General features: G+C 51.8%; 15 protein-coding genes. 1 reads left to right on the top strand and 14 read right to left on the bottom strand.

Translation table 11 applies throughout. The features are described from left to right. Window positions 1-37: 37 nt before the first annotated feature. From ptsG to yceD, 14 genes are all read right to left on the bottom strand, one after another. The gene (gene ptsG / locus C2U41_RS06275; RefSeq protein WP_003036277.1) at window positions 38-1,471 is read right to left on the bottom strand and encodes a PTS glucose transporter subunit IIBC; all 1,434 of its coding nucleotides are present in this window, start codon (window positions 1,469-1,471) and stop codon (window positions 38-40) included. A 293-nt stretch (window positions 1,472-1,764) separates the two neighbouring features. Then, window positions 1,765-2,562 carry a metal-dependent hydrolase gene (locus tag C2U41_RS06270; RefSeq protein WP_003036276.1) on the bottom strand — a complete coding sequence of 266 codons (798 nt, stop codon included), beginning with the start codon at window positions 2,560-2,562 and terminating at the stop codon, window positions 1,765-1,767. 10 nt (window positions 2,563-2,572) lie between these two features. Further along, window positions 2,573-3,577, bottom strand: a complete 1,005-nt coding sequence (gene holB, locus C2U41_RS06265) for a DNA polymerase III subunit delta' (RefSeq protein WP_046670474.1) — start codon at window positions 3,575-3,577, stop codon at window positions 2,573-2,575. Next, a complete protein-coding gene (gene tmk / locus C2U41_RS06260) occupies window positions 3,574-4,215 on the bottom strand; it encodes a dTMP kinase (RefSeq protein WP_003036268.1) in 642 nt (213 codons plus the stop codon). Before tmk ends, holB begins: the two co-directional genes overlap by 4 nt. Next, the gene (gene yceG / locus C2U41_RS06255; protein WP_003036266.1) at window positions 4,205-5,227 is read right to left on the bottom strand and encodes a cell division protein YceG; all 1,023 of its coding nucleotides are present in this window, start codon (window positions 5,225-5,227) and stop codon (window positions 4,205-4,207) included. The genes tmk and yceG overlap by 11 nt, the downstream gene beginning before the upstream one ends. 2 nt (window positions 5,228-5,229) lie before the next feature. Beyond that, window positions 5,230-6,039 carry an aminodeoxychorismate lyase gene (gene pabC, locus C2U41_RS06250; RefSeq protein WP_103849078.1) on the bottom strand — a complete coding sequence of 270 codons (810 nt, stop codon included), beginning with the start codon at window positions 6,037-6,039 and terminating at the stop codon, window positions 5,230-5,232. Between the two features lie 135 nt (window positions 6,040-6,174). Further along, window positions 6,175-7,416 (bottom strand): beta-ketoacyl-ACP synthase II, encoded by a 1,242-nt coding sequence (gene fabF / locus C2U41_RS06245; RefSeq protein ID WP_003036260.1) that lies wholly within the window; start codon window positions 7,414-7,416, stop codon window positions 6,175-6,177. 85 nt (window positions 7,417-7,501) lie between these two features. Beyond that, window positions 7,502-7,738, bottom strand: a complete 237-nt coding sequence (gene acpP, locus C2U41_RS06240) for an acyl carrier protein (protein WP_000103754.1) — start codon at window positions 7,736-7,738, stop codon at window positions 7,502-7,504. 155 nt (window positions 7,739-7,893) lie between these two features. Then, complete coding sequence (fabG, locus tag C2U41_RS06235; RefSeq protein WP_003036255.1) at window positions 7,894-8,628, bottom strand: 3-oxoacyl-ACP reductase FabG; 735 nt, start codon at window positions 8,626-8,628, stop codon at window positions 7,894-7,896. 12 nt (window positions 8,629-8,640) lie between these two features. Beyond that, window positions 8,641-9,570: an ACP S-malonyltransferase gene (gene fabD, locus C2U41_RS06230; protein WP_008320343.1), complete on the bottom strand. Its 930-nt coding sequence runs from the start codon at window positions 9,568-9,570 to the stop codon at window positions 8,641-8,643. Window positions 9,571-9,585: 15 nt separating this feature from the next. Then, window positions 9,586-10,539 (bottom strand): beta-ketoacyl-ACP synthase III, encoded by a 954-nt coding sequence (gene fabH, locus C2U41_RS06225; RefSeq protein ID WP_003832181.1) that lies wholly within the window; start codon window positions 10,537-10,539, stop codon window positions 9,586-9,588. Window positions 10,540-10,616: 77 nt separating this feature from the next. Beyond that, window positions 10,617-11,696 carry a phosphate acyltransferase PlsX gene (gene plsX, locus C2U41_RS06220; protein ID WP_003836738.1) on the bottom strand — a complete coding sequence of 360 codons (1,080 nt, stop codon included), beginning with the start codon at window positions 11,694-11,696 and terminating at the stop codon, window positions 10,617-10,619. A gap of 122 nt (window positions 11,697-11,818) precedes the next feature. After that, entirely contained in the window at window positions 11,819-11,992 is a 174-nt protein-coding gene (rpmF, locus tag C2U41_RS06215; protein WP_003036242.1) for a 50S ribosomal protein L32, read from the bottom strand. 16 nt (window positions 11,993-12,008) lie between these two features. After that, the gene (yceD, locus tag C2U41_RS06210) at window positions 12,009-12,530 is read right to left on the bottom strand and encodes a 23S rRNA accumulation protein YceD (RefSeq protein WP_003036239.1); all 522 of its coding nucleotides are present in this window, start codon (window positions 12,528-12,530) and stop codon (window positions 12,009-12,011) included. Between the two features lie 197 nt (window positions 12,531-12,727). Between yceD and C2U41_RS06205 the strand changes: the two genes are divergently transcribed. Continuing rightward, window positions 12,728-13,312, top strand: coding sequence for a Maf family protein (locus C2U41_RS06205; RefSeq protein WP_103849077.1), 585 nt, complete (start codon window positions 12,728-12,730; stop codon window positions 13,310-13,312). The last annotated feature ends 81 nt before the right edge of the window (window positions 13,313-13,393 follow it).

Here is a 13,393-nt window from a genome sequence, read left to right as displayed (position 1 = left end):
CCGTAGGCTGCCTTAGTTCTCCCCAATTTCTTACTGCTTAGCTGTTACGGATGTACTCATCCATTTCAGTTTTCAGGTTATCGGACTTAGTACCGAAAATCGCCTGAACACCGGAACCAGCTACCACAACGCCCGCCGCACCCAGTTTCTTCAGGCCAGCCTGATCCACTTTGGCAACGTCAGCCACGCTGACACGCAGACGGGTGATACACGCATCAAGGTTAGTGATGTTTTCTTTACCGCCGAACGCCGCAACCAGAGCCGGAGCCATTTCGCCTGACGCACCTGCTTTGCTGTCTTCGGTGGCATCTTCACGACCCGGAGTTTTCAGGTCCAGCGCTTTGATCAGCACACGGAAGATGGTGTAGTAAACAATCGCATAACCGATACCGACAATCGGGAACAGCCACAGTTTGCTGCTGTTACCGGAAAGAACGATAAAGTCGATCAGACCGTGGGAGAACGACGTACCGTCACGCATACCCAGCAGGATACAGATCGGGAATGCCAGACCAGCCAGAATCGCGTGGATGATGTACAGGATCGGCGCCACGAACATGAAGGAGAACTCGATCGGCTCGGTAATACCGGTCAGGAACGAGGTCAGCGCCGCGGAGATCATGATACCGCCCACTTTCGCGCGGTTTTCTGGTTTAGCAGAGTGCCAGATAGCAATAGCAGCAGCCGGCAGACCGTACATTTTGAACAGGAAGCCACCAGACAGTTTGCCCGCAGTCGGGTCACCCGCCATATAGCGAGGGATGTCGCCGTGGAACACCTGACCTGCAGCGTTGGTGTATTCACCGATCTGCATCTGGAATGGAACGTTCCAGATATGGTGCAGACCAAACGGCACCAGGCAGCGTTCAATGAAGCCATAGATACCGAACGCCACGACCGGGTTCTGGTATGCAGCCCACTGGGAGAACGTCTGAATAGCAGTACCGATTGGCGGCCAAATGAAGGACAGAACCACACCTGTGAAGATAGCAGCCAGACCAGAAATGATAGGAACGAAGCGCTTACCCGCAAAGAAGCCAAGATACTCAGGCAATTTAATACGGTAGAAGCGGTTGAACATATACGCTGCAATCGCACCGGAGATAATCCCCCCGAGAACACCCGTATCAGCAAGGTGTTTAGCTGCGATCTCTTCAGCAGGTAAATGCAGAACCAGCGGCGCAACTACAGCCATGGTCTTAACCATGATGCCGTAAGCAACAACGGATGCCAGTGCAGATACACCGTCATTATTAGTGAAGCCTAACGCAACACCGATAGCAAAAATCAGCGGCATGTTCGCAAAAACAGAACCGCCCGCTTCTGCCATTACGTGCGATACAACGGCTGGCAGCCAGCTGAAGTTAGCGGAACCGACGCCCAGCAGGATACCTGCAATTGGGAGTACGGATACCGGCAGCATCAGCGATTTACCGACCTTTTGCAGGTTAGCAAATGCATTCTTAAACATAATTAGGAGTGCTCCTGAGTATTTGTGCTTTTCTACGTTCTCACGCATTAGCGAGGGGGGAGAACCTCGCCGTGTACAGGGCATCTAAGTACCCTTTATTTATTACACAGAGTAAAATAATTCAGTTTGTTTTTGTTTGACGGCTATCACAGTTCAGTCGTGAATGGCCGCAAAATCCGCACATTCCGATAAAATGCGTTTCTGAATGTGTCAAGCTGGTTATTCACCGCCCATTTTGTGGCGGTGAACTTTACTCGCATTAGTGATTAATTACGAGCTTTAAAAAAAGTCAGTTAACGAACAGATTGCAGGCGAGAAGCGTCGATGTGAAACAGGCGGGCAAAGTTATCAGTGGTTGCCTGCGCCAGTTCTTCAACGGCAACACCTTTCACTACGGCCATGTACTCTGCAACGTCACGAGTCATGGCGGGCTGGTTCTCTTTTCCACGATGCGGTACAGGCGCAAGGTAAGGAGAATCCGTCTCGACCAATAACCGGTCCAGAGGAACATAGCGGGCAGCATCACGGAGCTGCTCTGCATTTCGGAACGTGACGATGCCGGAAAACGAGATATAGAATCCAAGGTCCAGTAATTTGCCCGCCGTTTCTCTGTCCTCTGTAAAACAGTGTAGTACGCCGCCACAATCCGTCACTTTTTCTTCGCGCAGAATAGACAGCGTGTCGGCTCGCGCATCGCGGGTATGCACGATAACTGGCTTCTGTAACTCACGGCCAATCTGAATATGGTGGATAAAAGATTCCTGCTGGCGCACCTTTGTTTCCGGCGTGTAAAAATAGTCCAGCCCGGTTTCTCCCATCGCCACAACCCCCTCTTCGGCGGCAAAACGACGCAGCTCCTCAACATCATAGGTTTCATCCTGATTTAACGGATGCACGCCGCAGGAAAAAACCACATTGTCGCGCTCACCAACCAGTTCACGCATACTGCGGTATCCTGGCAAGGTGGTTGCAACGGCAAGACAGAATTTCACATCGCGTGCGGCCGCTTTCGCCAGCACGTCGTCCACGTCCTTATGCAGAGATTGATAATCCAGGCCATCAAGATGGCAGTGTGAGTCGACTAAAAACATAATGTCTCTCTCAAAGATGGGGAACAGGCAGTACGGTGCCTGGTTGCAGGTAATGCTCAATACGAAGAATAAGATCGGTTAATACCAGCTCGCGGTTTACGCCCGTCACGTTCAGCAACTGCTGACGGCAATGGCAAACGTCACCGAGTATCGCCTGTATCTGGGCAACGGATAACCGTTCTGCGATTGAAGATATCAGGTCCAGGGCATCAGGATTGGTTAAATGGGCAACCCCATACGGACGTTTCAACGCATCCGTAAACAACGTTGCCAGCCAGTGTAAACGGGCGGCAGCCTGATCGTGGTTTAACGCCGCGAGCAAGATATACCAATCACCGGCATTTAATGTATTTACCAGTGCCGCACAAAAATCTGTACGGTGCGCCCAGCTTTCAGCCTGTAACAGCGTGAGTGCCGCGCCTGGCGAACCGGCACTTAGACGTAACGCGCTAAGCAGCGCTTCTGACGACGCAGTCACTTCACGAGCAAGCCAGCAGATAGCATACGACTCCGGAGGTGGCGCAAGATGATGTAACCGACAACGGCTGCGTAATGTCGCCAGCAAACGAGCTGGCTCTGTGCTGGCGAGGAAAAACCAGGTCTGTGCCGGGGGTTCTTCCAGCGTTTTCAACAGGGCATTGGCGGCAGCATCGGTTAACTGGGCGGCATCAGGGATCCATACAACCTTCGCACCACCGAGACGCGAATGCTCGTACAGCTTTTCACTGACTTCGCGTACAGCATCAACCCCCAGCGTGCTTTTGCCTTTTTCTGGCAGCAGCGAATAGTAGTCAGGGTGCGTCCCCGCCTGCATCAGCTGACAGCCACGGCACTGTCCGCAGCTTTTATGTCCTTCCGGCTGCTGGCACATTAAATAGCGGCTGAGGGCGTAAATAAGCGCCTCGTCGCCCATTCCGGGTAACGCCTGAATCAGTAACGCATGGTGACCACGACCCGCCTGGTAGCTGGCCACCAGTTTTTCAAAATCCGGTCGTAACCATGGGTACCATTTCATGCGCCCTGCTCCTTCACCCACTGGGTGATGGTATTGCGAATATCAGCCATCACAGCCTCCAGCGGCTGCGTAGCGTCTATAGTGCGAATGCTGGCGTCTTTGGCAGCCAGCTCAAGATAGCGCGCGCGGGTACGATTAAAGAAATCGAAAGATTCCTGCTCAATACGATCCAGCTCGCCGCGTGCACGGGCACGCTTCAACCCGACTTCTGGCGTCACATCCAGATAGATAGTGAGATCCGGGCGAAAATCGCCGAGCACTGCATCGCGCAGGGTTGCCAGCATGTTTTGATCGATACCACGTCCACCACCCTGATACGCCTGGGTAGACAGATCGTGACGATCGCCAATTACCCACGCGCCTTTCGCCAGCGCAGGTTTAATAACGGTTTCGACCAGTTGTACGCGCGCGGCGTAAAACATCAGAACTTCGGCTTTGTCAGTGATAACCTCGTCACCCACCGACTTAATGTCCAGCACCAGGCTTCTTAGTTTCTCAGCCAGTTGCGTGCCGCCAGGTTCGCGGGTGAAAACCATGTCACGAATACCGAGTTGCTCAAGTGTCTCTACCACTACGTTACGCGCGGTGGTTTTTCCGGCGCCTTCCAGGCCCTCGATGACGATATAGTTACTGCCCATTTTTTTCCTTAAGCACTTTCAGGTAATCCTGCACGGACCGGTTGTGGCTGGCAAGATTGGTGTTAAACGTGTGGCCACCTTTACCGTCAGCCACAAAATAAAGATACGGCGTTTTTGCCGGATGTGCCGCGGCCTGCAACGATGCCTCTCCCGGCATGGCAATCGGGCCAGGTGGCAGTCCTGTAATGGTATAGGTGTTATAAGCGGTCGGGGTGTCTAAATCCACGCGCGACAATTTGCCATTATAACGTGACCCCATACCGTAAATCACCGTCGGATCGGTTTGTAAACGCATACCGATACGTAAACGGTTAATAAACACCGAAGCCACCTGGTCACGCTCGCTGGCAACCGCAGTCTCTTTTTCAATAATAGAAGCCATGGTTACCAGCTGATTTTTGTCCTGATAAGGCAGGCCGTCAGCGCGCCCTTCCCAGACAGTATCCACCGCTTTAACCATTTTCTGATGCGCGCGTTTTAGCAACGCTACGTCAGTCGTATTGGCGGTATACATCCAGGTATCTGGCCAGAACCAACCTTCCACCCATTGCGGGTTTTCCAATTTCAGCGCCTGGGCCACGGTCTCATAGCTATCGTCGCTTAACGTATGTTTGATATACGGGGCATCGCGCAGCTGTTTCAGGTAATCGCTTAGGCGCATCCCTTCAACCAGACGTAACGGGAACTGCGCCTCTTTTCCGCTTTCCAGCAGTTGCAGCATATCCCGAACCGTCATGTCGGGTGTAAAACGGTAGGTTCCGGCCTTAAAATGCGACAGTTCAGGTTCCACACGCAGCAGCCATTGGAACACGCGCGGACGGTTAATAACCTTGTCCGCATACAGCTGTTCGCCAAGGGCCAGGCGGCCCGTCCCCGCTTTCAGCGTAAAAATCGTCTCTTCTTTAATCAATAATTTACTGTCCGCCAGATGGCGAACTTTCCACATTCCCACTCCCGCGGCAATGCCCAGCACAACCAGCAATAACAGGACAACAAGTAACAGTTTTTTCATGACTAATTCGGGTGCTCACAAAGTGGGGCTAAAAAATCGAATAACAAACGTGAAGACAGCAATGTGTCGCCACAGGCACGCACGGGAATAATGGGCATTAACGCGTTACAGACGACGATTTCATCAGCCTGCATAACCTCCTCCAACCCGGCATACACTTCGACAATACTGAATGGCGATTGTGCCAGCATCCGGATACAGAATTGTCGCATAATGCCGTTTACTCCGGCCTGATCCAGGCGGGGCGTGTAAACCACATCACCTTTACGCCAGAACAAATTAGCCGCACAGCATTCCGTAACCCATCCCTCGCTGTCAAGAACCAGTGCTTCATCTGCGTCCGTCTGTTCAAGATGAGAGCGAATCAACACCTGCTCCAGTCGATTCAGATGTTTAAGCCCGGCAAGCAGTGGATTACGTCCCAGACGTACTGGGCTTAGCGCCAGCACAATGCCATCTTGCCGCCAACGATCGTAATGAACGGGCCAGGCTGAAACGGAGAGGATGCGTGTGGCGCTGTGACAACTTTTGCCACTGTAGCCCCGGCCTCCACTGCCACGGCTGATAATCACTTTCAACACCCCGCGTACGTGCCCTTTCGCCAGCATTTTCATTTCATTTTGCAGCTCGGACCAATTTTCAAAAGAGATCAGCAGTTTTTGGCAAGCGTCTTGTAAACGCTCAAGATGCGCTGCAAAGAGAGGGATTTCGCCGTCGATAATACAGGCAGTGGTAAAACAGCCATCACCAAATTGGGTCGCTCGATCGTTTGCTGCCAGCATATTCTGCTCGCAGCCATTAATTAAGAACATGGTGGCTCCTTATTTCTGGTCCGCTAGTTTGGCAGGATGAGTAACACAGGACAAGGGCGGAAAACCGAATAAAAAAAGGCCCGACAAGCGGACCTTTTCAATTTGCTATCGATGCTAGCGCATCAGCTAACGGGCTTAAATCTTTTTAAAGATCAAAGAGCCGTTGGTACCACCGAAGCCAAAGGAGTTACACAGTGCATACTCCAGACCACTAACCTGACGCGCTTCGTGAGGTACGAAGTCCAGATCACAACCTTCATCCGGGTTATCCAGGTTGATGGTTGGCGGAATAGCCTGATCGCGCAGCGCCAGGATAGAGAAAATAGACTCTACCGCGCCCGCCGCACCCAACAGGTGTCCGGTCATAGATTTGGTGGAGCTTACCATTACACGGCTTGCCGCATCACCAAAGACAGATTTCACTGCCTGGGTTTCTGCTTTATCGCCTGCAGGCGTAGACGTACCATGCGCGTTGACATAGCCAATCTGACCCGCTTCGATAGCCGCATCACGCAGCGCGTTAACCATTGCCAGCGCAGCGCCTGCACCGTTTTCCGGTGGTGACGTCATGTGGTAAGCATCACTGCTCATACCGAAGCCAACGACTTCAGCATAGATTTTTGCACCGCGCGCTTTCGCATGTTCGTACTCTTCCAGTACAACCATGCCTGCGCCGTCGCCCAGCACAAAGCCATCACGTTCTTTGTCCCACGGACGGCTTGCCGCTTGCGGGTTATCATTACGCGTAGACAGCGCACGTGCCGCGCCAAAACCACCCACGCCCAGCGGCGTACTGGCTTTTTCTGCACCACCCGCAACCATCGCGTCCGCATCGCCGTATGCAATGATACGTGCAGCATGACCGATGTTATGCACGCCTGAAGTACAGGCGGTCGCGATGGAGATGCTTGGCCCTTGCAGGCCGTACATGATGGTCAGGTGACCTGCCACCATGTTAACAATCGTCGACGGAACGAAGAACGGGCTGATCTTACGCGGTCCACCATTTACCAGAGAGGTATGGTTTTCTTCGATAAGACCGAGACCGCCAATACCAGAGCCGATAGCGGCGCCAATACGGTGGGCGTTCTCTTCCGTTATTTCGAGGCCAGAATCCTGCATGGCCTGAACGCCAGCGACAATTCCATATTGAATGAAAGCATCCATCTTGCGCTGTTCTTTGCGCGAGATAATGTCTTCACAGTTAAAATCCTTTACTAAGCCAGCAAATTTCGTTGCATAGGCGCTAGTATCGAAATGGTCGATCAGGCTGATGCCACTCTGACCGGCAAGGAGAGCTTTCCAGGTAGACTCTACGGTATTGCCGACAGGAGACAACATGCCCAGTCCGGTCACAACTACACGACGCTTAGACACGGTTGTCCTCCAGGGAGGGAAAATAATTCAAGTGGGATAAAAAGATAAAACTCAGGCGGTCGAATGACCGCCTGGAGATGTTCACTTACGCCTGGTGGCCGTTGATGTAATCAATGGCAGCCTGAACGGTAGTGATTTTCTCAGCTTCTTCGTCCGGAATCTCAGTATCAAACTCTTCTTCCAGAGCCATTACCAGCTCAACGGTGTCAAGAGAATCTGCGCCCAGGTCTTCAACGAAGGAAGCATTGTTGGTTACTTCTTCCTGCTTAACGCCCAGCTGTTCGCCGATAATTTTCTTAACGCGTTCTTCGATAGTGCTCATACTCTTAAATTTCCTATCAAAACTCGCTTTCGCGATGGTTTTCGTAGTGTATAAAATGTTGAAAAATTTGCAACTAAATCCCGGCAGGTCTTACCACGATTTTGCGCTATTTTGAGGCCATTCACCCTAATAACGCAAATATTTTTCAATCGTGGTTAAACCATGTACATCCCGCCGTTGACGTGCAAAGTCTCACCTGTGATGTAACTTGCTTCGTCAGAAGCTAAAAATGCAACCGCACTGGCGATTTCCTGAGCGCCGCCAAGGCGACCCGCAGGAACCTGCGCCAGAATACCCGCACGCTGATCATCAGACAGCGCACGCGTCATGTCCGTTTCAATAAAGCCCGGAGCAACAACGTTTACAGTAATGCCACGAGACGCAACTTCGCGCGCCAGTGATTTACTGAAGCCGATCAGACCCGCTTTCGCCGCAGCGTAGTTAGCCTGACCCGCATTTCCCATGGTACCAACCACAGAACCGATAGTGATAATACGCCCATGACGCTTTTTCATCATAGCTCGCATTACCGCTTTTGACAGACGGAAAACAGATGACAGGTTGGTTTCGATGATATCGTTCCACTCGTCATCTTTCATGCGCATTAACAGGTTATCACGAGTAATCCCGGCATTATTGACCAGGATATCGACTTCACCAAATTCTGCGCGAATATTTTCCAGAACAGATTCGATAGATGCAGGATCGGTCACATTCAACATCAGACCTTTACCATTTGCACCTAAATAATCGCTAATGGCCTGCGCGCCGCTTTCGCTGGTAGCAGTACCGATAACTTTCGCGCCACGGGCAACGAGTGTCTCAGCAATTGCGCGGCCAATGCCACGGCTTGCACCGGTAACCAGCGCGATTTTTCCTTCAAAACTCATGGTCTTCCTCTTTTATTGCTCTAGCGCCGCAGACAGTGCCGCCGGCTCATTCAGTGCCGAAGCAGTCAGGGTGTCAACAATACGTTTCGTCAAACCGGTCAGAACTTTACCCGGACCGACTTCATACAGGTGCTCTACGCCCTGGGATGCCATAAATTCAACGGTTTTAGTCCACTGAACCGGGCTATACAGCTGACGAACCAACGCATCGCGAATTGCGTCTGCCGTGGTTTCACACTTCACATCGACGTTGTTCACGACCGGAACAGTCGGCGCGTTAAAGGTGATTTTCTGCAGCTCAACGGCCAGTTTCTCAGCAGCAGGCTTCATCAGCGCACAGTGAGACGGCACGCTAACTGGCAGTGGCAGAGCACGTTTCGCACCCGCAGCTTTACAGGCAGCGCCCGCACGTTCAACCGCTTCTTTATGACCCGCGATAACCACCTGGCCTGGCGAGTTGAAGTTAACCGGAGAAACAACCTGACCTTCTGCTGACTCTTCACATGCTTTAGCGATAGACGCATCATCAAGACCGATAATCGCAGACATACCGCCAGTGCCTTCTGGTACAGCTTCCTGCATGAACTTACCGCGCAGTTCTACCAGACGTACGGCATCAGCAAATGCGATCACGCCTGCGCAGACCAGCGCAGAATATTCGCCCAGGCTGTGACCCGCCATCAGCGCAGGTGTTTTACCACCCTGCTGCTGCCATACGCGGTAAAGCGCGACAGATGCGGTCAACAGCGCTGGCTGCGTCTGCCAGGTTTTATTCAGTTCTTCGGCCGGACCCTGCTGAGTCAACGCCCACAGATCATAGCCCAGCGCAGCTGATGCTTCAGCAAATGTTTCTTCAACAATTGGGTAGTTTGCTGCCATTTCAGACAACATCCCAACGGTCTGGGAACCCTGCCCCGGAAACACAAATGCAAATTGCGTCATGTTTAAATCCTTATACTAGAAACGAACCAGCGCGGAGCCCCAGGTGAATCCACCCCCGAAGGCTTCAAGCAATATCAACTGCCCAGCTTTAATACGCCCGTCGCGGACGGCTTCGTCCAGCGCGCACGGTACGGAGGCAGCAGAGGTATTACCATGTCTGTCGAGCGTCACGACAACATTATCCATCGACATACCCAGCTTTTTCGCCGTCGCGCTGATAATGCGCAGGTTAGCCTGATGCGGTACCAGCCAGTCCAGCGCAGAACGGTCGAGATTATTGGCTTCCAGCGTTTCATCAACGATGTGCGCAAGCTCGGTCACCGCGACTTTAAATACTTCGTTACCCGCCATCGTCAGATGAATCGGGTTTTCTGGGTTCACGCGATCGGCGTTAGGCAGCGTCAACAGTTCGCCATAGCGACCGTCAGCGTGCAGATGCGTGGAGAGAATGCCTGGCTCTTCCGATGCGCTCAGTACAACCGCGCCCGCGCCATCACCGAAAATGATGATCGTTCCGCGATCGGTTGGATCACAGGTGCGCGCCAGAACATCAGAGCCAACGACCAGAGCATGCTTAACTGCGCCAGATTTAACATACTGGTCGGCAACGCTCAGGGCGTAAGTGAAACCAGCGCAAGCGGCTGCAACGTCAAACGCCGGACAGCCTTTGATCCCCAGCATACTTTGGATCTGGCACGCCGCGCTTGGAAATGCGTGAGTGGATGATGTGGTAGCAACCACAATCAGACCAATTTGTTCTTTGTCGATGCCCGCCATTTCAATCGCACGGTTTGCGGCGGCAAAGCCCATCGTCGCAACTGTTTCATTTGGCGCTGCAATATGGCGTTCACGGATACCTGTACGAGTGACGATCCACTCATCAGATGTCTCAACCATTTTTTCCAAATCGGCGTTAGTACGCACTTGTTCAGGCAGATAGCTGCCAGTACCAATAATCTTCGTATACATGTACGCTCAGTCACTTTTTGGTTATATACCGCCACGAGCAAATCGCTGATACGTTGGCTACATTCACAAACGCACCGTTATCTGTGTGCTCGTGAGGTTGCGCTTTCGCCACCGTCCAGCAGTTCGAATCCAGCTGGGTATACAGATTCCAGGCGAGCGGCAATTCGCTGAGGAACTTGTCGCTGCACCGCCTGCACTGCCTGTTCAATCGCGACTTCAAATGCTCGCTGATTGGCCGCACCATGACTCTTAATCACCGTGCCGCGCAATCCTAACAGACAGGCGCCATTATACTGGTCGGGGTTGAGGTGACTAAATCGCCTTGTCAGGCTTTTTTGTAACCAACGTTTTAATAACAGAAGCCACCACGACCGTTTTTTGCCCTCACCCTGAGATTTCAGCAGTGAAAGGAACATTCTGACAACACCTTCCATCGTCTTTAATGTGACATTACCTGTAAAACCGTCACAGACCAACACATCGGTTTTGCCAGTCAGTAACTCATTGGCTTCAAGATAGCCGATATAATTAATGGAAGGGATTGTTTTTAGCACAGCTGAAGCATCTCGAATACTGTCGAGACCTTTCGTTTCTTCTTCGCCGATGTTGAGTAACGCTACGCGAGGATTGGCAATGCCAACAACCTCTTCTGCCAGCACGGAACCCATGACGGCAAATTGCACCAACATAGTGCTATCACAATCTACGTTGGCGCCCAAATCCAGCACCACCGTTTTGCCCTTTTGCTGATGCGGTAAAACCGTCACCAACGCCGGACGCTCAATCCCATCAAGGGGTTTGAGCAATAACTTCGCAAGTCCCATAAGTGCGCCCGTATTACCGGCGCTGACACAAGCTTGTGCCTGACCTTCTTTCACGAGCTCCAGGGCAACACGCATTGAGCTTCCACGACTGGCGCGAATAGCTTGCGAGGGCCGGGCATCACTGGCAATAACTGACTGAGCAGGGATAATCTGCAGACGCGAACGTTGTTCGAAGTCAGCTTTGGCAAGTAATGGCGTGATTGTATCGGGATCCCCGACTAAAAGAAGTGTGAGTTGCGAATTAGAATTCAGTGCCTGCAATGCTGCAGGCACTGTCACGGTAGGGCCAAAATCTCCCCCCATGACATCTAACGCCAGGGTTAGACGTGTCAAGGTATCGTCGCTGCCCGGTTAGGTGTTTCCCCAGTTACCCGGGGAAAGCCTCACTAAGCTTCATCACGCGTTCACTCTTTGTCTTTCTCACCAGGGTGGGAAAGCCATTGAGTCATGCGTGATTACTTAGCGATTACCTTACGGCCACGGTAGAAACCGTCGGCAGTGATGTGGTGACGCAGGTGTTGTTCACCAGAAGTTTTGTCTACAGACAGGCTGGTGACTGCGGTCAGAGCGTCATGAGAACGACGCATGCCACGTTTGGAACGGGTTGGTTTATTCTGTTGTACGGCCATGGACCTTACTCCTCAATTACTTACGCTTTAAGCTGGCTAATACGGCAAATGGGTTTGGTTTTTGCGCTTCATCAGGCAATTCTCCAAAGACCATGTCCGCCTCGGACACTTCACAGTGTTCAGAATCATGCACCGGAACTACCGGCAAGGAGAGGATAATCTCATCTTCAACCATTGCAAGCAGATCGATTTCACCGAATTCGTTAACCTCAATCGGCTCATACGCTTCCGGGAGTGCTTCAGCCTGCTCGTCAGAACGGACAGGACTAAAACAATATGTTGTGTGAACATGAAGTGGGAACGGTTTCCCGCAACGCTGACATTCGAGCGTAACCGATACCTTCGCATCACCGGTTATAACGGCGAGACGCTGGTTATCGATAGCGAACGACATGGAGCATTCCACATCACTGTCCACACTGACTACAGAATCGGCGACGCGCTCAACCAGATCAGAAGTATAGATACCTTCATAATCGAGGCGTTTTTGAGCCGTACGAACCGGATCAAGAGTCAGGGGTAATTTTACCTTTTGCATAGGGCGCGCATATTAACTTTGTAACGTCATATAGTCAAAGAAAAAGGCAGCCTGTGGTTGCCTTTTGCCAATAATTCGCACACATTGCGGGTCATCGACTTAAAATCGCTCAAGACAAGCCACTACAGCCAGCTTGTAGGTCGAAGTCCATAGTTTAAAATGGCTCTCATCAATACGCTATATGCGAGGGAAAAAATATGCCTCAACTTATTCTTGCTTCCACCTCTCCCTGGCGTCGCGCTTTACTCGAAAAACTGGCAATTCCGTTCGAATGCGCAGCACCAGAGGTTGATGAAACACCATTACCAGGCGAGGCGCCACGTCATCTGGTGTTGCGACTGGCGCAGCAAAAAGCGCAATCACTCGCCCACCGTTATCCCTCGCATCTGATTATTGGCTCCGATCAAATTTGTGTTCTTGATGGTGAAATAACCGGCAAACCATTAACAGAAGAAAGTGCGCGCCAGCAATTACTCAAAGCCCGTGGCAATATTGTGACATTTTACACCGGACTGGCGCTGTATAATTCTGCGACCGGACATTTACAAACTGAAGTAGAACCTTTTGACGTCCATTTCCGTCATTTAAGCGAGGCGGAAATTGATGATTATCTGCGCAAAGAGCGTCCGCTCCATTGTGCAGGTAGTTTCAAAAGTGAAGGGTTAGGTATTGCACTCTTTGAACGCCTGGAGGGTCGTGACCCAAATACCTTGGTAGGTTTGCCGCTGATCGCGTTGTGTCAAATGCTGCGGCGGGAAGAAATGAACCCGTTGAACGCCTGATTAATCTGCCTGATGTCGACGCGATGCGTCTTATCAGGCCTACGGTCCATCACACGATTGTAGGCCTGATAAGCAACGCGC

Source organism: Citrobacter freundii complex sp. CFNIH4, from assembly GCF_002934505.1.
Lineage (GTDB): Bacteria > Pseudomonadota > Gammaproteobacteria > Enterobacterales > Enterobacteriaceae > Citrobacter > Citrobacter freundii.
The sequence above is the reverse complement of the archived record's forward strand: the minus strand, read 5'-3'. Positions and strand labels throughout refer to the sequence as shown.

Coding starts and splice junctions, on each gene's coding strand:
- rpmF (WP_003036242.1), bottom strand. CDS start 11,992: ATGGCCGTACAACAGAATAAACCAACCCGTTCCAAACGTGGCATGCGT.
- acpP (WP_000103754.1), bottom strand. CDS start 7,738: ATGAGCACTATCGAAGAACGCGTTAAGAAAATTATCGGCGAACAGCTG.
- C2U41_RS06270 (WP_003036276.1), bottom strand. CDS start 2,562: ATGTTTTTAGTCGACTCACACTGCCATCTTGATGGCCTGGATTATCAA.
- fabH (WP_003832181.1), bottom strand. CDS start 10,539: ATGTATACGAAGATTATTGGTACTGGCAGCTATCTGCCTGAACAAGTG.
- ptsG (WP_003036277.1), bottom strand. CDS start 1,471: ATGTTTAAGAATGCATTTGCTAACCTGCAAAAGGTCGGTAAATCGCTG.
- fabG (WP_003036255.1), bottom strand. CDS start 8,628: ATGAGTTTTGAAGGAAAAATCGCGCTGGTTACCGGTGCAAGCCGTGGC.
- fabD (WP_008320343.1), bottom strand. CDS start 9,570: ATGACGCAATTTGCATTTGTGTTTCCGGGGCAGGGTTCCCAGACCGTT.
- yceG (WP_003036266.1), bottom strand. CDS start 5,227: ATGAAAAAACTGTTACTTGTTGTCCTGTTATTGCTGGTTGTGCTGGGC.
- holB (WP_046670474.1), bottom strand. CDS start 3,577: ATGAAATGGTACCCATGGTTACGACCGGATTTTGAAAAACTGGTGGCC.
- pabC (WP_103849078.1), bottom strand. CDS start 6,039: ATGTTCTTAATTAATGGCTGCGAGCAGAATATGCTGGCAGCAAACGAT.
- yceD (WP_003036239.1), bottom strand. CDS start 12,530: ATGCAAAAGGTAAAATTACCCCTGACTCTTGATCCGGTTCGTACGGCT.
- C2U41_RS06205 (WP_103849077.1), top strand. CDS start 12,728: ATGCCTCAACTTATTCTTGCTTCCACCTCTCCCTGGCGTCGCGCTTTA.
- tmk (WP_003036268.1), bottom strand. CDS start 4,215: ATGGGCAGTAACTATATCGTCATCGAGGGCCTGGAAGGCGCCGGAAAA.